The sequence below is a fragment of the Acinetobacter sp. CIP 64.2 genome, from assembly GCF_000369645.1.
Lineage (GTDB): Bacteria > Pseudomonadota > Gammaproteobacteria > Pseudomonadales > Moraxellaceae > Acinetobacter.
The window spans coordinates 132,700-154,971 of record NZ_KB850122.1; the positions used below are offsets into that span (position 1 = coordinate 132,700).

General features: G+C 37.9%; 21 protein-coding genes, 2 tRNA genes and 2 pseudogenes. 10 read left to right on the top strand and 15 right to left on the bottom strand.

Annotated elements, in window-relative coordinates; translation table 11 throughout:
* Positions 1-2: 2 nt before the first annotated feature.
* The gene (locus F895_RS10470; RefSeq protein ID WP_005240986.1) at positions 3-1,214 is read right to left on the bottom strand and encodes an SfnB family sulfur acquisition oxidoreductase; all 1,212 of its coding nucleotides are present in this window, start codon (positions 1,212-1,214) and stop codon (positions 3-5) included.
* A 358-nt stretch (positions 1,215-1,572) separates the two neighbouring features.
* Here F895_RS10470 and F895_RS10465 point away from each other — a divergent pair, with 358 nt between their 5' ends.
* Both F895_RS10465 and F895_RS10460 read left to right on the top strand, forming a co-directional pair.
* Positions 1,573-2,343, top strand: coding sequence for a glutathione S-transferase family protein (locus F895_RS10465; RefSeq protein ID WP_005240988.1), 771 nt, complete (start codon positions 1,573-1,575; stop codon positions 2,341-2,343).
* Between the two features lie 457 nt (positions 2,344-2,800).
* Entirely contained in the window at positions 2,801-3,271 is a 471-nt protein-coding gene (locus F895_RS10460; protein ID WP_004661600.1) for an Lrp/AsnC family transcriptional regulator, read from the top strand.
* 43 nt (positions 3,272-3,314) lie between these two features.
* Here F895_RS10460 and F895_RS10455 read toward each other — a convergent pair whose 3' ends face one another.
* A complete protein-coding gene (locus F895_RS10455) occupies positions 3,315-4,064 on the bottom strand; it encodes a YebC/PmpR family DNA-binding transcriptional regulator (protein WP_005240991.1) in 750 nt (249 codons plus the stop codon).
* Positions 4,065-4,205: 141 nt separating this feature from the next.
* Positions 4,206-4,751 carry a 1-acyl-sn-glycerol-3-phosphate acyltransferase gene (locus F895_RS10450; RefSeq protein ID WP_005240993.1) on the bottom strand — a complete coding sequence of 182 codons (546 nt, stop codon included), beginning with the start codon at positions 4,749-4,751 and terminating at the stop codon, positions 4,206-4,208.
* Between the two features lie 279 nt (positions 4,752-5,030).
* Here F895_RS10450 and F895_RS10445 point away from each other — a divergent pair.
* Both F895_RS10445 and F895_RS10440 read left to right on the top strand, forming a co-directional pair.
* Positions 5,031-5,107, top strand: a tRNA-Ile gene (locus F895_RS10445).
* Positions 5,108-5,523: 416 nt separating this feature from the next.
* Positions 5,524-5,925 (top strand): hypothetical protein, encoded by a 402-nt coding sequence (locus F895_RS10440; protein WP_005240994.1) that lies wholly within the window; start codon positions 5,524-5,526, stop codon positions 5,923-5,925.
* 25 nt (positions 5,926-5,950) lie between these two features.
* Here the strand turns inward: F895_RS10440 and F895_RS10435 are convergent, their stop codons facing one another.
* The 9 genes and pseudogenes from F895_RS10435 to F895_RS10400 form a co-directional block, all read right to left on the bottom strand.
* Entirely contained in the window at positions 5,951-7,099 is a 1,149-nt protein-coding gene (locus F895_RS10435; RefSeq protein ID WP_005240996.1) for a catalase family protein, read from the bottom strand.
* A 366-nt stretch (positions 7,100-7,465) separates the two neighbouring features.
* Positions 7,466-7,759: a hypothetical protein gene (locus F895_RS10430; RefSeq protein WP_005240998.1), complete on the bottom strand. Its 294-nt coding sequence runs from the start codon at positions 7,757-7,759 to the stop codon at positions 7,466-7,468.
* Between the two features lie 166 nt (positions 7,760-7,925).
* Positions 7,926-8,318, bottom strand: a pseudogene (locus F895_RS19455) (transposase family protein); the annotation flags it as partial.
* Positions 8,319-8,355: 37 nt separating this feature from the next.
* Positions 8,356-8,760 carry a transposase family protein gene (locus F895_RS10420; RefSeq protein WP_000669095.1) on the bottom strand — a complete coding sequence of 135 codons (405 nt, stop codon included), beginning with the start codon at positions 8,758-8,760 and terminating at the stop codon, positions 8,356-8,358.
* A gap of 308 nt (positions 8,761-9,068) precedes the next feature.
* Positions 9,069-10,042: pseudogene (locus F895_RS0118890) on the bottom strand (DUF4882 family protein).
* Between the two features lie 144 nt (positions 10,043-10,186).
* Positions 10,187-11,200: a fimbrial protein gene (locus tag F895_RS10415; RefSeq protein ID WP_005241005.1), complete on the bottom strand. Its 1,014-nt coding sequence runs from the start codon at positions 11,198-11,200 to the stop codon at positions 10,187-10,189.
* Complete coding sequence (locus F895_RS10410; protein ID WP_005241008.1) at positions 11,197-13,770, bottom strand: fimbria/pilus outer membrane usher protein; 2,574 nt, start codon at positions 13,768-13,770, stop codon at positions 11,197-11,199. The genes F895_RS10415 and F895_RS10410 overlap by 4 nt, the downstream gene beginning before the upstream one ends.
* Positions 13,771-13,829: 59 nt before the next feature.
* The gene (locus F895_RS10405) at positions 13,830-14,564 is read right to left on the bottom strand and encodes a fimbrial biogenesis chaperone (protein WP_005241009.1); all 735 of its coding nucleotides are present in this window, start codon (positions 14,562-14,564) and stop codon (positions 13,830-13,832) included.
* An 81-nt stretch (positions 14,565-14,645) separates the two neighbouring features.
* Positions 14,646-15,179 carry a fimbrial protein gene (locus F895_RS10400; RefSeq protein WP_005241011.1) on the bottom strand — a complete coding sequence of 178 codons (534 nt, stop codon included), beginning with the start codon at positions 15,177-15,179 and terminating at the stop codon, positions 14,646-14,648.
* A 490-nt stretch (positions 15,180-15,669) separates the two neighbouring features.
* Here F895_RS10400 and F895_RS10395 point away from each other — a divergent pair, with 490 nt between their 5' ends.
* Together F895_RS10395 and F895_RS10390 are read left to right on the top strand one after the other, a co-directional pair.
* A complete protein-coding gene (locus tag F895_RS10395) occupies positions 15,670-16,017 on the top strand; it encodes a hypothetical protein (RefSeq protein WP_005241013.1) in 348 nt (115 codons plus the stop codon).
* 126 nt (positions 16,018-16,143) lie between these two features.
* Positions 16,144-16,356, top strand: a complete 213-nt coding sequence (locus tag F895_RS10390) for a hypothetical protein (protein ID WP_005241015.1) — start codon at positions 16,144-16,146, stop codon at positions 16,354-16,356.
* 42 nt (positions 16,357-16,398) lie between these two features.
* On the opposite strand, the gene bioB is transcribed toward F895_RS10390, so the two are convergent.
* Together bioB and queG are read right to left on the bottom strand one after the other, a co-directional pair.
* The gene (gene bioB / locus F895_RS10385; protein WP_005241017.1) at positions 16,399-17,388 is read right to left on the bottom strand and encodes a biotin synthase BioB; all 990 of its coding nucleotides are present in this window, start codon (positions 17,386-17,388) and stop codon (positions 16,399-16,401) included.
* A gap of 91 nt (positions 17,389-17,479) precedes the next feature.
* On the bottom strand, positions 17,480-18,604 hold the full coding sequence (gene queG, locus F895_RS10380) for a tRNA epoxyqueuosine(34) reductase QueG (protein ID WP_010590212.1): 1,125 nt from the start codon (positions 18,602-18,604) through the stop codon (positions 17,480-17,482).
* Between the two features lie 23 nt (positions 18,605-18,627).
* Between queG and F895_RS10375 the strand changes: the two genes are divergently transcribed.
* Complete coding sequence (locus F895_RS10375; RefSeq protein ID WP_005241022.1) at positions 18,628-20,115, top strand: NAD(P)H-hydrate dehydratase; 1,488 nt, start codon at positions 18,628-18,630, stop codon at positions 20,113-20,115.
* Between the two features lie 98 nt (positions 20,116-20,213).
* Positions 20,214-20,825 (top strand): class I SAM-dependent methyltransferase, encoded by a 612-nt coding sequence (locus F895_RS10370; RefSeq protein ID WP_010590213.1) that lies wholly within the window; start codon positions 20,214-20,216, stop codon positions 20,823-20,825.
* On the opposite strand, the gene ruvC is transcribed toward F895_RS10370, so the two are convergent.
* The gene (ruvC, locus tag F895_RS10365; RefSeq protein ID WP_005241027.1) at positions 20,826-21,371 is read right to left on the bottom strand and encodes a crossover junction endodeoxyribonuclease RuvC; all 546 of its coding nucleotides are present in this window, start codon (positions 21,369-21,371) and stop codon (positions 20,826-20,828) included.
* A 319-nt stretch (positions 21,372-21,690) separates the two neighbouring features.
* Between ruvC and F895_RS10360 the strand changes: the two genes are divergently transcribed.
* Both F895_RS10360 and F895_RS10355 read left to right on the top strand, forming a co-directional pair.
* Positions 21,691-21,767 (top strand) — tRNA-Met (locus tag F895_RS10360).
* A gap of 189 nt (positions 21,768-21,956) precedes the next feature.
* Entirely contained in the window at positions 21,957-22,190 is a 234-nt protein-coding gene (locus F895_RS10355; RefSeq protein WP_005241029.1) for a hypothetical protein, read from the top strand.
* Positions 22,191-22,272 lie beyond the last annotated feature (82 nt).

The following is a 22,272-nucleotide window of genomic DNA, read 5'->3' on the forward strand; positions in this document are numbered from 1 at the left end:
CCTTAAATCCAAGCATGGCGGGCAGGGTGGGTACCATTGAGGTAATAGTCACCGATGGCATGGAATTTCCAACGCACAGGATCATGTAGGGTATGCACACGAGCATTGCGCCAGTGTTGATCAAGATTATGTTGGCTCAGGCTGGCACGGCTTCCACCAAGTTCGAGTAGCTTTTCGGAGATATGTAGGGCGGCGTCATTGGCATAAATCTTCGCTTCTGCTACTAAAATAGACGCACGTGCGGCTTGTTCGGCAGAGATTTCTGTAAGTTGATCCAGTTCATCCAGATATTCGGCAGCATCATCGAGTAATAATATGGCCGCATCGAGCAAGATATTGAGTTTGCCAACTTCTTGTAGGGTGTAATGTTCTTCACTGGCTTTTTCTACACCTGCATCAATAATTGGGCGTGCTTTACGAATGCTGGATAAAGTGTCATCAAAGGCTGCTTCAGCAATCCCGACATCAATGGCAACTTGAAGAAGTTGAGAATACGCACCGCGAACGTTGGGGGTATCTGCAATAATACGCTCATCAAAAAATAAGGACGGATCGGCAATGACGTTATGAAGTTTAACTGTTCCGCTGGCTGTAGTACGTTGACCAAAGCCATTCCAGTCATTAATCACTTCAACACCATCGGCATGACGGTCAACCAGAGTCAATACGATATAACCATCTGGATGAAGTGCTCGAATCGCAAGCCAGTCTGCAAAGCTGGTTCCAGTTGAGTAGAATTTTTCCCCGTTTAAGAAGTATTGACCATTTTCCAACCTTAAAGTGGTTTGGATGGCTTTGGTATCTCTAGAATTTTTTTCAGGCCCACCATTGGCAAGGCGTTTTCCTGCGAGTATTTCAGCGTAAATAAACTGTTTTTGCGCATCTGAACCTGTGATATTAATAAAATTTAATAGTCCGAACTGGTTTTGTGGGATTTGTCCAACGTTGGCATCGGCTTTACTTAAAATACGAAACACATGTGCCAAGGTTTTATTCGAGACAAAAGCACCGCCATATTGTTGTGGCACACGAATTCCACCAAGCCCCTTTTGGCTAAACTGAATAATTTGTTCTGTGGGCAAAACCCGATTTTGATCACGATTATTTCGATCTTCTAATGCAAAGTCAGCAACTTGATAGGCAGCATTGATGGCCTGCTGATCATTTGAAATCAGTTGTGTTTGAGCTTGAATCACTGATTGATTACTGGACATGTGAGCACCTCTAATAGATAAGAGAGACTTTACAAAAGTTTTACTTTTCCACTAAACCATCAGTTATGGCTTGTATATCATAATAATTCCTAAGCATTTATTATGAGAAAAATAACAGAAAAGTAGATATTAAATATTTATTAAAAACATAGATTTAAGGCTTCTGTTTCTATATTAATCAATGCGAAAAGTCTTTTCCTATGAAATAAAGGAATAATCTCACCACGAATATTTATAAAGCAAACTCGCTGAAATTATGAAAAATCGAGCTAAAAGGACATTGTATTCATTCATTTTTACTTCTACAGTAAGGAAAACCTTCGGTTTGATTGAGTAGAAAAATAAATTTGGAGAGTCTATGCGGGTTTTATACCAATTTCCTTTGTCTCACTATTGTGAAAAAGCTCGCTGGTTGTTAGATCATAAGGAATTGGACTATGTGGCACATAATTTAATTCCTGGTTTTCATCGTGCTTTTACCTATCTGAAATCTGGGCAATACTTATTGCCGATGTTGAAAGATGATAAACATTGGATAGCCGATTCAACACAAATCGCTTTATATCTGGATAGTACCTATCCTGAGCATGCTTTGCTTAGACGGGATGAACAGTTGCGCGAGCAAGCTTTAGAAATCGACAAATTGACTGATGAACTTGGTGTACATGTTCGTCGCTGGTCATTGGCACATGCGTTGTCAGTGGGTGATCATCCGCTTGAAATCATGATGGGTGAGCAAGGTTATTTACGTCAGTTTGAAAAGATTTCTAAACCAATATTAAAAAGTCTGGTGTCGACCAACTATAAACTGAGTCCTGAAAAAGTGGAGCAGTCCAAGCTACGTATGACGGAGTTGATTACCGATCTCAACCAGCGTTTGATCGATAATCAAGGCCGTTATATGGTCGGTGATCGTCTGGGCTTGGCCGATATAGCTGTTTGTTCTATTCTTGCGCCGTTATTGGTGATTAAAGGCACACCGTGGGAATTGGAGAATGATGATAATGAGCAATTTAATGGCGAATTGAAACAATATCATGATTATTTATCTGATTTGCCGATTGGACAATATGTACAGCGTATTTATGCCACTGAACGAAACGCACGTGTCGATTGGCGCGGTTTATAAATGATTTTTTGAGTTAAAAAGCCCTGATTGTTGAATTGGGGCTTTTTTATGGGAAATAAAATAGAAAAATGACCAATAAAGTAAAAAATTATTAATGAATAAAATTAATTTTTAAAAGAAAATTCGTTTTAAGCAGAAAATATTAGAAATTATTGCCAAATTTACTTTAAAAAAACTGAAAAGAGGGAAATAATTATAAAAAGGCTTTGTTATCTTATGTTTCAGGGTGTGATGGGGATCGAAACGAGTTGTTCAACTATTGGGAGATCAGTTGAACAGTTGCTCAAAAGGTCTTGTTTCGGCTTTGAGACAGAGATAAATCAAAAGTTTATCGGAATCATGTTTGCGTTATCCATGCAGCATTGTCAAAAGTTAAACGAATGTTTTCCCTTGACCCTTAAAAATTACTGAGTGAGCAGTTCCGATAAAAACATAAATTCAGAGTGAGAACTGTAGAATGGAATTGGATCGTTTTGATAAACAAATTCTTGAAATTTTAACCCATGAAGATGTCAATCTGAATGAACTATCAGAACGCATCAATCTTTCGGTGAGTTCAGTGCATCGTCGGATTAAGAACTTGATTGAATCCCAAGTAATGGGGCAATTGAAACGAGAAATTAATTTTAATAAACTCGGTTTTAGTTTACATATTCTGTTACAGGTTTCATTGAGCAAACACGACAGTGAAACCTTTGATAAGTTCTTACAAGAAATCGAAGATATTCCAGAAGTGACCAATGCCTTTCTCGTAACGGGGCAGAGTGCTGATTTTATTTTGGAATTAGTGGCACGTAATATGGATGACTATAGTGAAATTCTATTACGCCGTATTGGTAAAATAGACAGTGTGGTTGCACTGCATTCAAGTTTTGTGATTAAAGAATACAACGTATTTAACTGCTATAAACTTTTAAATAAGCTATAAAAAATGCATCTAAAAAGATGCATTTTTTATTCGTCTGAGTGGCTTAAGCATCAAGTTGCGTTAATACATCTTCAGAGAATTCAACGTTGGTATAAACGTTTTGAACATCGTCAAGATCTTCAAGCATATCAATCATTTTCATGATTTGTTTAGCTTGATCGATATCATTGATTTCAGCTTTAGTCGATGGGCTCATCACAACTTCGGCATTATCGGATTTTAAACCTGCAGCTGTAAGCGCATCTTGGACATCACCAAAACTTTCAGGACTCGTGATAACTAAGATCGTATCTTCATCAATCTCGATGTCGTCAGCACCTGCTTCTAAAGCAACTTCCATGACTTTGTCTTCCAAAGAAACATCTTCAAAAGAAATTTCGCCACGCTTGGTGAATAGGTAAGCCACTGAACCATTGGTACCCAAGTTGCCATTGGTTTTAGAGAAGCAATGACGGACATCTGGTACAGTACGGTTTAAGTTATCGGTCATCGTCTCAACGATAACCGCAACACCACCAACACCATAACCTTCATAGGTGACTTCTTTTAAATCATCGTTATCTTCGCCACCAGCGCCACGCTGAATCGCACGATTGATGGTATCACGTGTCATATTCACAGAAAGTGCTTTTTCAACAACAGCACGTAAACGTGGGTTGCTTGCAGCATCTGGCCCACCCAAACGTGCAGCGGTTACGATTTCACGGATATATTTAGTAAAAACTTTACCGCGACTGGCATCTTGTTTAGCTTTACGATGCTTAATATTGGCCCATTTAGAATGACCCGCCATGGAAGTAACTCCAAAAAATAAAACTTAAAAAAGTGCAGGAATATTAGCATAGCGATGGTTTTGTTGAAAACTAGCATCGCTCATATTCAAACTTTAAAATCCTGATCAGGCGTTAAAGATTGATCAAATAGATTGAATCAATTAGCTAATTTTGACGTCTATGTCGTATTCGGCATAAAGTACTTTGATCTTTTCTAGATCTGATTGTAAATCGCTTGGATAAATTTTCCCTAGAATGCCGCCTTTCTTGGTACGTGCATTGGCATACATTAAAATAATTGGCACATTGGCAGCTTTAGCGATATGCCAGAAACCCGTACGAATGGGGTTACGTACTTCACTATCTTTGGCACGCGTTGCTTCAGGTGCAATTACCAGATTAAAACTGTCATTTTGATTAAATAGTTCAACCATTTGCGTGACAATATCTTTGTTGGCTTTACGGTCAACAGGGATGCCACCCAAACGTTCTAAAATTGGTTTTAATGGACCTTTAAACAATTCTTTCTTGATTAAGGTATGAATTTTTAACTCTAAAATTTCAAATAATGCGAGTGATAGAATGGTATCTAAATTGGAAGTATGTTCGAAGCCGATAATGACTTGTTTCTTTTCTAAAATGGCCGGATCAACCTTGTATTCCCAACCTGTTGCTTTAAAAATAGATTTTCCTAAAAATTTTTTCATGTTTGTCATCATAGGCTTTGAATTGCAGCAGTGTAATACGACTTTTCAGGAAAATACATATCCGAAAATACCAGATAAAAAGAAATTTAGATGGCTTATTAATGATCAAAATAGCACATTAAGATCTTTACTCAAGCTGGGGAGATCAGATAGAATCAGCGCAGTTTATGATTTTTAACATTATTTTGGTAATTTGATAAAATCATCTGCTTGTAATTTAAGTTAAATTTAACTAAGATCAGGCAGTATTCATCATATACACAATATGATTCAAGTTTTGGGCCTATAGCTCAGTTGGTTAGAGCAGCGGACTCATAATCCGTTGGTCCCGTGTTCAAGTCACGGTGGGCCCACCATACAAAACAACCACTTAGGTGTACTAATCCTAAGTGGTTTTTTAATATTAAAATCCACGCAAGTGGTACTTTGACATCAAAAAATACAGCCGGATTATCTGAATACTCTAATCATTTAGAAAATAATGGATAAGTGAAATGATTGAATTAAAAAGATAAAATTGTATTCGAGTTTTTGAGTGATTTTCATTGTATAAGCAAGCTAGTTCATATCAAGAATCTCTAAAATAAAGTTATTGATTTCATAAAATAGAGTCAAGATTTTTAAGGGTTTAATTAAAATTTAAAACAGAACTCCAGCGGATTTAGTTTATTAGCACTGGATGTATTTTATTTTGCTATATCAGATTATTTTTGCTATCTTACACTTTTTAATTTTATAGATTATTTAAGTGAAGAATGTCTTAGCTTTCACCATGATACTAGGTTTGTTGGGGTGTGAAAGTTTTGATGAGTATAAGAGCAATGACTCTAATATTGTCGCGAATTTAGATCCATATATAGTTGAGAATAACAATCAAGATAATGAGCGAGATTTGAGTAAAAGCTCTTCTTTTATTCGTCACTCTGAAATTAACTTAAATAAGGAAAAGCTGATTGAAAATTGCAAAAAATTAGTAATTTCTAATGTTGCAAAAAAAAAGACCGTTAGTTTTCATGATAATGTAGGGAATAATTATTATATAAATCAAAATAGTGGAGATATTTACCTTTATTTAGAATTCTGCGCTGAGAATCACTTAGGTAATGCTCAAGAGTTTAAAGGAAAATGTATATTTTCAGTAGATGGTCAGCGCAAAGTTTATATTTTTGAATAGTTGCGTTATTGATGAATCGTATGGTTTATAGCGGCTCCTTTCTTTGCACAGCATTCATTTCATGTCGAACGGTACTAATCTTTTCGTAAATCACTTTACGTAATCGATTGATCGCGCCTAAGGGTTTATGCTCAGGGAGAGAATGCCACGGCGTAAAAGAAAGATTTTCACAAAATGTATTTTGATCAGGAGTGTCAAAAACCTGTTTAGGTATATGGATTGTTGCAACTTGATAAAAAGGGGCTTGCGATTCTTTCCATTCAGTCATGGAATCTTCTATAAGCATTTTGTTGGAGGTTCTCGGCTGTATAAGAAACTCCATACATGCCTCATCTTTTTCTAAACTATTTCGAAGTGCAATTCTTAAAAAATCATGACTAGGATGGTTAGGTATGGAAGTTAAGGACGGAGTACAGGGCCTTGCTGAATATTTTACGGCTTGTCGCTTGTCACCTAATCCTAGCTGATAAGGTACCATTGACCAATATCTGGCTTGTAATGGATTGGAAATTTTCGAATTATTGGCTTTAACGGCATTGAATGTTCCTTGAAAGCCTAAAGCAAAAGGGATCTGTAATTTTTTGAACATACTTTTGCTATTCACATCCTTTATAAAAGATAAGTAGCGCTGAGGATCGTTCACAAAAAATACTGGATGATTAATCATAATAAAGTCTTGCGTCATTGCTTGATCATCATTTTCCAAAATCTTTTTACCAGAAACATCGAGAATTTTGATCGCCATGCCTCGTGCATCATTCTTATCATCAGCTTGTGTGGCATCTCCTGATGCATTAGAAAAACGAATCCATGCTGAATAAGTTTTATCTGGTATAAAAATGCCTTGTGTTAAGTTTGTCGGTAATGATTTTAAAACATGGAATTCTGCACGAACACACCCATGAGCTTTAGGGTGTGCGTCTCGCAGAGCCTGTCCTGCAATGTATTGTTTACGAATATGCTGTTCAATTTGTTCAGATATTTGTTGAGCCAGAATATTTTCGTTTGGTTGTAGTTTTTCACCCAATGCTGTATCAATGCTTGGATAAGGGATTTTATGAGGATTGGCTAAACTTTGTGATGCTAGAGGATGAGCACAGCCACTTGTACTAATCAGTATAGGTGTTATTGTAAGTAGTAAACTAAAACGTATCAAAGAGATAAAATCTGACATAAATATGCTCCTGAGCATAAAACCGTTAAGCAATGTACCTATACGTATTGCAGGCATTTGGGGAGAAAGAAGATGCTAAATTATTTTAAAGTTTTCTCATCAATCAAAAAATTATAGAAAATATTTTAGGTGGTCAAGATATGTTCTCTAGTATGTGTGAAATAATTTTGCATTATTTAAAACAATTTTCTTGGGTTGGCGTAGTTAGCAGGATGAAAATTTAAAATTTGGCTGTATATTAAATAGAACTAAATAAAAAGCTGATTTTCTTTAATATTATTATAAAATGTAGATTTTGATCATAAGTCAAATGTGAACTAAATATTTAATGTTAATTAGTTCACATCTTGATAAGAAATCTATTAACTAGTAGTAACTTGCAATAATAACCGCATTCTTTTGGTCAGGAAATCGTTCAATACTAATATCTGTTGTTGTATTTTTTTGGGTGTTCAAATTTAAATCACTGAGTGAAATTAATTGAGAATCAATCTTATCACGAAGCGTATTCAATTGATGACAATCATTAGTTTGAAGTTGCTGAGAACAAGTGTCTTCTACAATACTTCCATTCATTTGGATTGTGCTTGTTGAATAACTCACCGAAGCAAACGCCATTAATGATAAAAGTAGGGCAGATTTATAAATATTGTTATACATGTTTATTGCCTTTATAAAATGCATTAAGTATTAATTAACATAAAATTTATTATTAAAGCAATCTTAAAAAATAATATTGATTAAATATTTGGTTTAAGTGTGATCTGTTTAAGGTTTTAATCTAAAATTGATAATTAATAGACTTCCTTCATAAATCATTTTTCAATCAATTTAATTGTTTATCTTTCACCCAATCTAAATTGTATATGCCAGCAAGTAAATTAAACCGCAGGTTTAATCTTTTACGACGATTTCTATATACACAAGATAAAATCTTAAAACATTTCATCCTTCCAAATACATGCTCTACTTGAATTCGTCTACGACCAATCTCTTTATTTAACTTTTTTAATTCAGAATCTAGTTTTTCAGTTTTCTTTGCTTTAGATGGCATGAGGCATCCAAAACCCAATTTCTTTATCCCTAAATAACCCTTATCAACGATAAAAAAGGGCTTAAATTTTAATTTCCTCATGCTTTTTTTAAATATTTTAAAATCATGCATGCTTCCATGACTTCCACATACACTCAGTATTTCACCTGTTATATAGTGCATAGATAGCTGAAATTTAAAGGTATGTCGCTTTTTTTTACCGCTATACCATTTCTTCTGTTTTTTTTGGACGTTGAACTAATATTTCAGTGGCATCAATCACAACAACTTCCCAATCCACTTCATCTCGATTAGGAAGTTGTTTTGGCAAGTTGAATTTTCCAGAACGGATTAAGGTATCTTCAATAACACGTGTGATACGAATTGCACTCGTTTCAGATACACCGTAACTCATACCAAGATGGAAAAATGTTCGATATTCTCTCCAATATTCTATACATAAGAGCAAACGATCTTCCAACGGTAATTTATGCGGTCGTCCTTTACCAATATGACGAGGTAAATGCTTATTTAGCTCGGCCAACATGAGGTTAAATGTAGCCCAACTAACACCGGTAAGCCTACGAAACTTAACGTTTGATAATTTTTGAATATCTTTGAATTTCATCCAAGGATTATCTCTTGAATTAAATAATTTTGCTGATTAATTTAAGATCAAATAAATTGTACGTTTTTTGATTTATGACGGAAGTCTAATGTATTTATTTTGAATTGTTAATTACATCACGTTTTTTTATTGTATTGAGAATTATAAATTTGAGTTGTCGGGTTGCTATTACATGGTTGGAAGAATCTATTTTTGTTGTTGAAATAGGGAAGTGTACTTGTATTTGTGTCGCTAAAATATACTTTCGCTAGTTTGGTAAAATATAAAAAACCTAATCTGGTGATTAGGTTTTTTAAATCTGATCTAAGTTAAATGACATTACCACAGATATCAGTTGCACCTTGTGGGTAGTTGAACTGTAGAGCATTTCGGTCAGTGATCATTTCAGATGATAGTTCTTGCCCATCTAAATGATTAGAATATATCGAGACTCCGCTATCAATGTTAAAACTAAGATTTTCAAGTGCTGCAGGTAGGGTAGATTGAAGCCTTGATCAACACCATTGACAATAAAGCCAACCTGTTTGCTATTTTGGTTAATATAAACACCTAATCGATGATATTTGCTTTGGTACTCTGTCAATTTACTGTAGTAATAAGCGGCTGAACTATACTCTGTATGATTGCTATTTGGGTAATCGAGGGTAAATAATACAAAGGGAGGATTCTCACCAAAATCTGGATCAGCACTGCCTGCAGCAAATGAATAGAGGGATCTTACGATATAGCCATTATCGGTTTCCCCACTGAAATTGATATCTGTAAAATATGATGAACTAGGTTCACCGTAGTAACCACCGTTAAGAGGAACTGCTGGAATGTCTATTTGCATTTCTTAGGCAAGAATCCCTGTATTTGGTAAAGGTAAATCACCTGCATTATCTAGAAATGGAGGGCGAAATCCTTCACTGCCTCTTACTGTTTGTAGTCGTTTCTTACTTGCTGATAAGAAGTCAAAATAATTAAAAGTTATATTTTCTTCAGGGTAATGGTCCCTAAAATAGGGTGGGGTAACAGTAAAGCCAAACTTTTGCCCATCAATCGTAGGAAATACACCGATCAGATAGTCTGAATTTTGATTGTTCCATAAATCATCATAATCTTGTTGTGTTGCATCGAAGTTATATTGGCATGTCTGTGGTTGACTAAAACTAAGTGAACTAAAGCTTGTAGAGGTTGTTGCAGTTGTTTGGGCGTTGGGATTATTTTGTGAACTATTCTGGTTTTCACCACAACCAAAAATAGTGAGGCTAAGTGCCAATATACTCAGTTTTTCATTAATTGTTCCTCTGGTATGTGAGTCAAGCTTTATATCAAAAACAAAAAAGAGAATTTTTTTAATGAATTAAGATTAAGGGCTTAGATAACTTTCATTTTAGCTATATAAAAAAAGACCTCTTGTTTGGGAAGAGGTCTTATAAAAGGTTTAATCGTATTGTATGGTTACAGTTGCCATTGCACGGACTTTACCTGCAGTGACATTCGTTGCGGTTTGATAATAGCGAGCAGTGAGAGGGACATTATATTGAACTGTCTGATTCGATTTCACAGTTCCTAATTCTAACTTATTACCTAAACCAATAACCTGATTTTTATTCTGATAGTTCCATACTAACTGTACCCCAACGCCATTTGCTTTAGTCGAATTTGGTTCAAGATTCTTTAAAACTTGGGTGTTATTGCCTTCTTGTTGATAGTCAAAGGTCAAACTAATGAGGTTTTTTTCTTCGTAACCTGTTGGGTTTTGACCACCATTACAAAGAATATTAAGTTCAAACGATTGTTCGCCTTGAGTCGAACCAATTCCTTTGAATCCTGACTTCATTACTGTTGGAAGCTGTACTGCTTTATTAATATCACCTCTCCATTCACAAGAGGATGATGCAATGGTAATCGCATTACCATAAACAGTACTGGTTAAAAACGGACTATCACTACGATTCCCAGCATAATAGGTACTATAAACACCTGGTACTAATGTTCCTGAGCCCGTATTTTCAGCTGTTTTCACGATTTCGACAACGAAGTAACCTTCGGCAAGGCTAATACGGGTACTTGGTACGGGACGGGTATAGGGATAATATCCAGAAAAATTTGTTGCATTAAATGCTTCACGATACAGACGAATGCCAATCCCTGGGATATTGGTGGAATAGATATTATCGCCTAGAGAACTAATTGCATAATTTTGTAATAATCGGGCGACCATCATATCACTACGATTACAACTATATGTAGTTCTAGAATCTGGGCGAATTTCAAAAAGAGATTTAACTAAGACTTTGCCAACAGGGTCACTTGGTCGAACCACAACACGCCCTACTTGCATAGACACATCAATCGTTCTGAAACCCGCGCTAGTTGAGCAAGCAGCTTGAGCTGCTGTATTGATAGCAAAACCTGCAGCAACTAAGGCGCTGCTTAAAAGTAATTTTTTCATTTGCATACTGCCTCAGTCATGATCATGCTTTGCTGATCGTTAGAAAGTTGTGCGGTAACATCATAACTGAAGTGGCACTGTTCATTGGCTTCATCACCCCATTTTACATACAAATCACCTTTTGGCTCTTGAGTACGTAAATACACCATACTGCCTTGCGCTACGATACCCACAGATTCATCTTTGGTATTAAATACTTGTGCCGCGAATGGCAAGCCTTCACCTGTTGCAGTTTTGGTGTTGATGTAAATGGCATAACCTTTTTTGGTGGAGAAATCAACTTTAGCAATCGCACCAGCAAAAGGCGCAATACGCTGACTGGTTTCTTCCAATTCAACATTGGTCGACATTTCTTGAGGATCAAGCGTGATGTCATTTAAACGATATGGTGTGACATATGGAATAACAGCATAACCTGATTTATTCACACTGAGGCCAACGGTATTGTTGACTTTGGCACCCGCAGCATCTGGTGCATAAACCAGTACCATGGTTTGACCTTGTTCTGGACCAAACAAGATGCCTTTATCATGTGCAACTATACTACCGCTGACACTGAGCATCGCTTGTTGATATGAATCAGCAATACTATAAGAACCACCAACGGTAGCAAAGTTAGTACGATAGCGGCTGTTGACGTTGAAACTTGGATTTTGTCTATCTTGATGAGATACCGATGCACCGTAGTTGAAACGATCACCCACCATACCGCTCATACCCACTGTACGACTGTTTTCTGATGCGGTTGCATTGACATTGACTGCGCTCTTTCTGAAATTCATTGGGAAAGAGAGCGTCATCAAATATTCTGTATCACGTGTTTGATTATTTGAGCCGTATTGGAGTTGACGATTGGTCGCTGAAAGACCGTAAGTTAATCCTTGATAGTGATTACTATAACCGACCTGATATTGACGACTCGTTTCATTACGATTCCAATAATCGTTCCAAGAACCCACCATATAAATATTACCCCAGCCTTCGGGTAAACCTTGGTTCAGGGTAATCTGGAATTCACTACGCTGCTTACCTACAGCAAAGGTATTCACACCTTTATCTTCTAGGTCTCGGATTAAAACAGCATCACGTAACTTTAAATAGTTTTCCGTCGAATAACGATAGGCTGCTAAGGTCAGGTTCGTATTGGTCGGTGAAATGAGCTTGCTGTAACTTAAGCGAAAACTTTGTCCTGATTGCGAGCCTTGTTTGTCAAAATCAGCATTCGATTGAGTCACGTCAAACGAAACCGCACCAATTGGTGTTGCAACAGCGGCACCTAATAATAAAGAACTATAGTCTTCAGCTAATTGAAAGCCTGTATAGCCAGTCAAATAGTTATTCAGACCGCGTTGATATTTACCTTGTGTTACCCAAGGTGTTAAATCAATATCACGGTCGCGGAACTCACCGGCAGTGACTGAGTAGCGGCTTAAACCAGGACGTAACATTTGTACGACAGATGCATAAGGAACGGCAAGCTTTTGAATTTCACCATTCGACTCAATAATCGAAACTTCAAGCTCACCACCAAAACCTGTAGGGTAGAGGTCATTAATCTCAAAGCTACCTGGTGCAACTGTGGTTTGATAAATCAACTGACCTTGTTGGCGAACTTCAACTTTGGCATTGGTTTTTGCATTACCACGAATACGTGGTGCATAGCCAAGCATACTGTTCGGCAGCATGCGGTCATCGCTTGAAAAATCAAAACCGCGATAACCGAAGGAATCAAATAATTCACCATTGGTAAAGCTATCACCCAAGGTTAAAACACCTCGGTACTGTGGGAATGCTCGCTGTAAATAAGTACTGGTCGATTCGTAAGTCGATTTCTTTGTATTGGTTGAATCTAGCTCGCTTTGCGAACCATCTTGCCACTGCCACTGACCATTGTGGCGAAGTTGCCAACCCGCAATATTGGCGCCAGCAGTAATTGCCATAAAGGCATTGGTGGTTTCTTTATTGTCATTTAAGCGGTTGAAGGTTTTATAGGCACTACCGCTATAAGATAAAAATCCAGCATTGACACCACGATCCCAAATACTCGGATCAACATAACCTTGCGCATTTTTTTGCAGAGCAATTTGCGGGATTGAAATATCGACACGTAAACGAGAGGTATCGAAATCATAATAAGCGTTTTCGATCCATTCTTCGATTTTGTAACATGCATTTGGTGCATTAGACTCAGTGCGGTTCACGAGCACATCTTGTTTAACACCATATTCAAGTAATGAGCTTGATGTGAAACAGGTATAGGCATTTTTATTTTGTTCTGTTGAACGGAACATCATTCTTCTTTTGCCAAACCAGTTACCATTGATATAAACATCAACATTATATTCACCCGGCAAAACTGGGTTACCATATTTAAAACGAGAAATATCTACTTTTTGTGCGTCACCGATTAAGAAAACAGAGTCGAATTCTGCTTCCATTGGTGGGGCTTTTTCTGCTGTCTCTTCTACTGCATAAACAGCCATAGGCATCGTCACTGTGATCACCCCAGAAGTAAGGTAATAACATATACGACGCTTCAAGAATTTAGCTGTTGCATTTTTCTTTGACATAATCCGTTCGCCTATTCAATGATAGGTACAAAATCATTTATTGATTGAAAATAAATTTGTTATTGAAGCTTGATCTGGTGTTCGATACGACCACCGTAATCATTGATGCTTACATAACTCAGCTTTTCAGTACTACCTGTTTTCAATTGGATTTTGTCCTCTGAAAAAGGTGACAGCATTAGACCTTTAGGTAGTAGGTCAACTGGCTTTCCTGCATTTTGTTGATACACCGCAGTCATGGTGACGTGAAACGGTGTTGGATTTTTTACAATAAGTGTTTGTCCACTTTTAGCCCACTGCAATTTTTCACCAGCGAGATTGGCATCGGCTTTAATGCTTGCTGGGCGATAGAAAAACTTGATACGTGAACGGATTGCAAGCTGTAAAAAATTATCAGGAACAGCATCTTTACTGTTTGCTGTTGGTCTTGGTGGAATATCTAAAACATTCAACCAAAAAACAGTTTCTTGCTTTTGATTTAATTGAGCAGCATTAGGTAATGCAGTAATACGAAGAGATTGGCTCTTCGTTGGCTCTACACGCGAAATCGGGGGAGTAATCATGAACGGAACTTTAGCTTGATCCGGTGTGGTTTTAGCATCACCTTCATCAATCCATGCCTGAACAAGCGATGGCTTAGAACCGTTGTTACTGACTTGCAAAGTCACTTCACGAGCATCAGATGGATAAATAACGCGAGTACCATGCAAGATAATTTCTGCATGTGTGTGACTTGCGATTAAAGCCGAAGACATCGTTAGACCAAGCAAAAAATTGTAACTGTTCAGTGCCATTAAAATTTACTCTATGATTGCGTGAAGTATACAACTGCGAATTTCTAGCTAACTAGAAATTCGCATAGTTTATCAATAAGATTATTGATAAATAATAGTGTACTGAACTGAAGTGTTTACTTCACCAGCAGTAGAAGCGCCAGTTGCATAGTATTCAGCATAGTAGTTAAGGTCAGCTTTACCACCTTCTACAACGTCAACCCATTGAGAGTTAGTTTGAGCACCATTGCTACCAGCAGCAAGAACAGGAATTACTTGGTTGTTGTTACCCAATAATTGAACATCAACGTTTTTAGCACCAGCAGCGTTTTGGTTTAATAAACGACCAGTGTTGAAATCAACAGTTGCACCTGGTTCGAAGTAAGTTGCAACTTTACCTTCTGAACAGTTACCTAAGTTAATTTGGAATGGAGTACGACCTGCAACATCACCTGCATTAGCAAGTGTTTGTTTTGAAACAGTTGGAAGCGTTACAGTAAAGTCTTTACCCGCTGGAGTTACGATGTCACAAGTTTTGTCTGTTACTAGACCATTAATTGTAATCGTTCCATCAGCAGCTTGAGCGTTAGCGATACCTACAACTGAAAGAGTAGCGATCAAAGCAAGTTTCTTCATAATAGTTTCTCGAATACATCAGCTAAAAGTTTGAATTAAAATTACTTCTCAGTTGAATTTTTGCGCTGAACAAGTAATGTGCGAAATATATATCAGTAGGTTGTGAAATTGCAAACTGCATCACATTTTTTACAGGGGTTTTGATCAGAATTTCCGATCATAAATAAGTTGTTGATATGAGGAAACTTTATTTTTGCTGAAACTTACTTTCAGAGCTGGTTTGTTTAATATTGCTTAAGACTGATTGTTTTTTCCTTTTATAAAAAAGGCCTATTTGATTATTTTTTGATCTAAAAATAGCAGGAATTATATTTTTATGTGATTTTATTCGTATAATTTGAATAATAATTTAGATGAATAATCAAGTTTTTAGCTGAATTGTTAAGCTCGTTAACAAAAAGCGCAAAGTTCTTTTAAGAAATTTTTAAGGTTAAATCCTTAGTTTTTTAGTCATGATTAGATGAAAAAAACACCGTTAAAGGAGCTTTCAATGAACATGCTTTATACCCACAAACCGAACTATTATTTCTTTGCACACAAGTTTGTTTTATTCCTAGAAAGTCATTTAAAAAGCCATCCTACGGAACAGCAGGCAAGCTTTAATTTGCAGACAATTTATGACTTATTCAGTCATGATCGTGCCTCAAGTACCACCAATCTAGAAGGTATTTTAAATATTGCAGATGAATACGTGCTTGAAACGGATGAGGGGCAGCAGTCATTGATCCAATCTTATCATGTCCATTTAGATAATCACGTGCTAACACTAGAGTTCAACCCAAAAGCTGTTGCAAGCTTGAAAGCGGGTCAAAGCATTGTAAGTCCACAAGTGGCTTAAGCATTAAGAGCAAATAAAGAGTTTATACACTTAGCAATATCGTTTACTAAGTGTTTTTTTAACAAGCTGCGTTAAATCTGTTGATCCGTTATGATAAAAAGATCAATAGAACATATACAACGTGTTATGAATAAAGATTTTAAGGCAGAAACCTATACGGTAGATGACAGTATTACTGACACCATTCTATGGCTGATGCAGCATCAAGACATTTTTGATTCATTTCATTTTGATGTACATACACAGGAATTGTCAGTGACACATGCAGCAGGTGTTGATGTTATTCGTGTTGGAATGTTTTTAAATGCCAAATACGGCATTTTGGTGACATCAATTTAATCATATCTAAAAAAGCCTTGTCATCTGACAAGGCTTTTTCGTTTATGCGCTCATGGCATCGACAGAGAGTTCTGCAACCGATGGCTTGGGTTTTTCTGCGGTTAAACCTAATTTGGCAAATAAGACCTGATCTTTGCCTTCACCCGCATTTGGGGTGGTAAGAAGTTTTTCACCAGAGAAGAGGGAGTTTGCACCAGCCATAAAGGCAAGCGCTTGATCTGAATCGCTCAATGACTCACGACCTGCTGAAAGGCGAATATAACTGTGTGGCATGATGATACGTGCAACAGCAATGGTACGAATCCATTCAATGACATCTAATTTCTCAACATTCGCCAGTGGGGTACCTTCGATTGGAACCAGCATGTTAATGGGCACGGATTCTGGATGTACTGGCATAGTTGCAAGTTCATGTAACAAACCGATGCGGTCATTACGGCTTTCACCTAATCCCACAATACCGCCGCTGCATACTTTCATACCTGCTTGGCGAACATGATCTAAAGTATCCAGACGGTCGTCAAAAGTACGTGTGCTAATGATATGTGAATAGTATTCACGAGATGTATCTAGGTTGTGGTTGTAATAGTCCAAACCTGCATCTTTTAAGCGTTCCGCTTGAGACTGGTTCAGCATCCCTAAAGTCATACAGGTTTCTAGGCCCAATGCTTTGACTTCACGCACCATTTCCAACACATAAGGCATATCACGCTCATGTGGGTTACGCCAAGCAGCGCCCATACAGAAACGCGATGAACCCGATTCTTTTGCTGCAAGTGCTTCACGAATGACTTTATCAACAGCAATACGCTTTTCTGCTTCTAACTTAGAGTCGTAACGAGCAGATTGCGAGCAGTACTTACAGTCTTCAGGACATTTCCCTGTTTTGATTGAAAGTAATGTGCTGACCTGAATCGAATTCGCTTGGAAATGCTGACGGTGCACACCTTGGGCTTCAAATACTAAGTCTAGAAAAGGTTGGTCATATAAAGCTTGGATTTCATCACGAGTCCAGTCATTACGTAAAGTCATTGTTATATCCATGATGATTGATTACAGACATTGAGATTCATCATACAGAAATCGTGCCAAAGCCAAAGGGCAAAAAACATCATTTTTCTATTCAATGTACTTTTATTTGCTGCAATTGCTGTTGAATTGCCCAATCTATATGTACATTAACGATCTCGTCGTGCCGCGTTTTTGCATCTTGCAATTGCGTCACGATCTCAGCCGAGTATGGAGCATTTCCTAAGCCAATTGCAATATTGCGCTTAAAGGATTGGTAGCCAGTACGGCGGATTGGGCTGCCTTCAGTATTGGCGAGAAAAGTGGCTTCATCCCATTGCCAAATCTCTAATAGACTGATGTTATCCAGGTTATGTCTCGGGTCAAAGTCTGGAATTGAAGCCTTTTTAGCAAAGCTATTCCAAGGGCAAATCAACTGACAATCATCACAGCCAAAAATACGGTTACCGATACCCGATCTTAATTCCTCAGGAATGATGCCTTTATATTCAATGGTTAAATACGCAATACATTTTCTGGCATCCAGCATATAGGGTTCAACAATCGCCTGTGTTGGGCAGATGTCGATACAGGCTGTACATGAACCACAATGTGCAGTAGCAGGCTGATCAAAAGGCAGATCAAGCGAAGTGAATAATTCGCCTAAAACAAAAAAAGAACCTGATTTTTTATGGATCAGCAAAGTATGTTTACCCGTCCATCCCATACCCGCACTTTCAGCCAATGATTTTTCAAAGATAGGGGCTGAATCAGCAAAAGGACGAGATTCAAAATCGCCCACTTTTTCTTTAATACGAGTCGCTAATGTCTTTAAGCGTCCACGCATGACTTTATGATAGTCACGACCACGTGCATAGCGCGCAATAATGGCAGAATTGGGTTCAAATGGCACATAACGGGGCTTGGGTGATGCCACAAGATAGTTCATGCGCACACAAATAATGCTTTTTGTACCAGGAACGAGCAAGGTTGGATCAGCGCGCTTTTCCAAGTTTTCTTCTAAATAGTGCATATCGGCATGATAACCGCGTTCTAAATATTCTTTAAAACGCGGCATTTGATCTTGAGCATCTGGTTTGGCAATGACACAATCAGCAAAGCCCAAGTCTAATGCCTGTGCTTTGATCCAGTCTTTCAACGCTTGAGAATCAAGCTGCTGTAGCTCGATTTTGTCAGGCATTTTCTGGGACTGTGTTTGAAAAGATGTGCTTGAAGCCATAAACCGATAATAAGGAGAAAAACATGCAAGCTGTAGTTTACCATAGCCAAAGTATCCAAGCATGGGAGCAGCGTTGGTTTGCTCAGCAAAATTCATCTTTAGGACTCATGCAGCAAGCAGCTTGGACAATCTCCCAACAGTTAATTCCTCAATTCCAACAAAATAAAATTCAAAAGATCGCAGTTTGGTGTGGGCAAGGCAATAATGCTGGCGATGGCTATTATATTGCTGCATTTCTGAAGCAGCAGGGATTTAACATCACTGTTTATGCGACTGAACTCGGCCAATCAGTAGATTTAAAACAAGCCGCAGATTATGCACAGTCTCATCAAGTTGATATTCAAAGCATTGATTATTTATTGTCAGAAAACGCAGTTCAGCAAAAAATCCCTACTTTTGATTGTCATATTGATGCCTTATTTGGCATTGGTCTCAATCGAGCACTTGATCAAAAGTGGCAAGAAATTATTCAGCTTTATAATTTGCAAACAGGTTTAAAAGTTTCAATCGATATCCCCAGCGGCTTACAGGCCAATACAGGACAAACGTTGCCCTGTGCAGTACAAGCAGATCAAACCTTTACCATTCTGGGCTACAAAGCGGGCTTGTTTACGGGTCAAGGCAAGCAATATGTGGGAAAACTACATTTGCTGAGTTTGATTCCAGTTGACCAAGAGTTAAAACCATTTGCCTATCTGTCACCCGAAAAAATCGTTTTGCCAAAACGTCAGGCTTTTGGGCATAAAGGTAGTTATGGTCATGTATTAGTTGTAGGTGGACATGCCGAGATGGGGGGTGCTGTTATTATGGCGGCTGAAGCTGCTTTCCATGCAGGGGCAGGCAAAGTCAGTGTGGTCTGTCATGCCAAACATCATCAAGCCATTTTGGCACGTTCACCGAATATTATGCTGCGTGATATTAATAGCTTAGACCAAGAAGGTATCCAACAGCTATTAACACAGGTGGATGCCGTCTGTTTTGGGATGGGCTTAGGTCGAGATGAATGGGCAGGGCAGATATATTTGCAATGGTTTGATTTACTCAAGCAAAACTCTCATTTAGAGGTTGTACTTGATGCCGATGGCTTGTGGTTTCTGGCCAAGCATCCGCAACAATTAAACCAGCATCTCTATGCAACGCCACATTCAGGTGAGGCCGCAACACTTTTGGGGTGTACTGCTGCGGATATAGAACAAGACCGTATCGCTGCCATTCAACAGTTACAGCAAAAATATGCAGGGCAATGGGTGTTAAAAGGCGCGGGTAGTTTAATTTTAGAAGAACAATTATTTATCTGTACGCAGGGTAATGCGGGGATGGGAACAGGAGGCATGGGCGATGTACTGGCAGGCATGATTGCCAGTTTAAAAGCTCAATTTCATCAACAGATTGCTTTGCATGAAATCGTCAGTTTGCATGCGCAGGCAGGTGATCTGCTGGCGGAGAAGGGCATGCGAGGATTGCAAGCGCATGAAATGGGAAAAATGATTTATCATGTAGTGAATTATTGAAATGATAATTATTCTCAAATATGATGTTAATAAATACAAGAAGGAAAGAAAATAACATGGTATCTGAATAAGGCTTTACCCCTGCAATGGGGCGTTTTATGTTTAATCGTCTATATGATCCAGTCATTCGCTTTACCCGGGAAAAGTATTGGCGGCAACGCATGCTGCAATATCTTAACCCTCAAGCTGGGGATGTGATTGTTGATGTGGGGTGTGGCACTGGTACTCTATTGAATCTTATTGCAAAAATTCAACCTCACGCCACCCTGATTGGTATAGACCCAGATCGGAAAATTTTAGATATAGCGAAAGAAAAGTCTAAGAAACAGGGCAATACGATTATTTGGCAACACACTATGGGAGATCATTTACAACAACTTTGCCATGCTCAGAAAGTCAATAAAATCTGCTCAAGTCTGGTATTGCATCAATGCCCAGTTGTAATGAAGCAGGCAATTTTACAATCGATGTATGAGCTTTTGCCAGATGATGGTTTGGTTGTAATTGCTGATTTTGGAGAGCAGCGTACAAAGATCATGCGCTTTTTATTTAACATCATCCAATTGGCCGACGGTAAGCAGGATACACAGCCGAATGCTGATGGGATCATCCCAATATTGTTAGCAGAAGCTGGATTGCTGAATGTTCAGGAACATGAGGTCGTGGCGACATTGGGCGGCTCTATTTCGATTTATACTGCCTATAAATAATTAACGTCTTCGAGTACTGGCACGACTACGTCCACGCGCCATACCCCCTAAAGCATTGAGTACTGCCATTTTGCTCATACTGCCAGAAGCATGGGCATGACAAATTGCAGCAGCAAGCGCATCGGCAGCATCGGCCTGTGGTTTAATGGTTAAATTGAGTAGACGCATGACCATCATTTGTACTTGTTCTTTATCTGCAGCGCCGTAACCGACAACCGACTGTTTAATCTGGCGAGCGGTGTATTCTGCAACCTGTAAGTCCAGATTGACCAATGCTGCAATGGCCGCGCCCCGTGCCTGACCAAGTTTTAAAGCCGAGTCGGGATTTTGTGCCATAAATACTTGTTCGACCGCTGCTTCTGTCGGGCCATGAAATTTAACAATACGTTCCACACCTGCAAAAATACGTTTTAAACGTTCGGGCATACCTTGTGTTTCAGTACGAATGGTTCCTGCATCAACAAACCGCAGCTTATTGCCATCTTTTTCGATAATTCCATAACCTGTTAAGCGTGAACCAGGGTCAATACCAATAATTAATGACATGAAGCACTATAAAAAGAAAAGATTGCCAATATTGTTACATAATGGGGTTTTCACTGCATAATTTTTTTGTAGTATTTTGAATTATAAGAGAATAGTTGTTTTATTGAACAATTCTTAAAATTACATGTAAACAATCTCAAATTGAGGGGAGGTTTAAGTGCACTTTAGAGAATTATATAAAAGAATGAAAAATGATCAATTTGTACTTAATTTAGACGTTAGTAAGGAAAATATGCGATTTTTATAAAAAAAATTTGCATTGTGGGGGAGATGGGCGTATAAAGCATCTCATTGATCAGATGTGATGATCAAATGTTGATGCGGGATGGAGCAGTCTGGTAGCTCGTCGGGCTCATAACCCGAAGGTCGTTGGTTCAAATCCAGCTCCCGCTACCAATTTAAAAGTTAATTGAATATTAGCTCTGTGATTATTGAATTGTTGTTATCTTAAAGAGTAGGCAGCAATTAAGTTAGCTGAAATAACCCTAAAGAAAGCTAAAAATTATTAGATTCTAGAATTGTAGTTATCCTCTCTCAATTAATCTAGCGTTATAGTAAATCCAAATCGATCACTTGAGCTCAGGAATGAGTGATTTTGTGTTGAAAATTATTAATGAATGGCGTGTAGCCAAAGCCATAAATGGCAATGAGATTTGTGTGCGAATCATCCCGTTAAAGCGTCAGCAAAATACGTTGAATGGCTTTAAATGGGTGGAAGTAGGAAAGAAAGTACTGTTGGAATCAGGTCGAGAGATTGACTTTAATTTAGACGGGAATAGTTTCTATACCGATGTTAATCAACTTTATCGATTGACATAAATGGTTCACATACTTGTAGTATCTATTTAATACAGATAGATTGTATTAAATCATTATGTAAAAATTTTGATTTAATTCATAA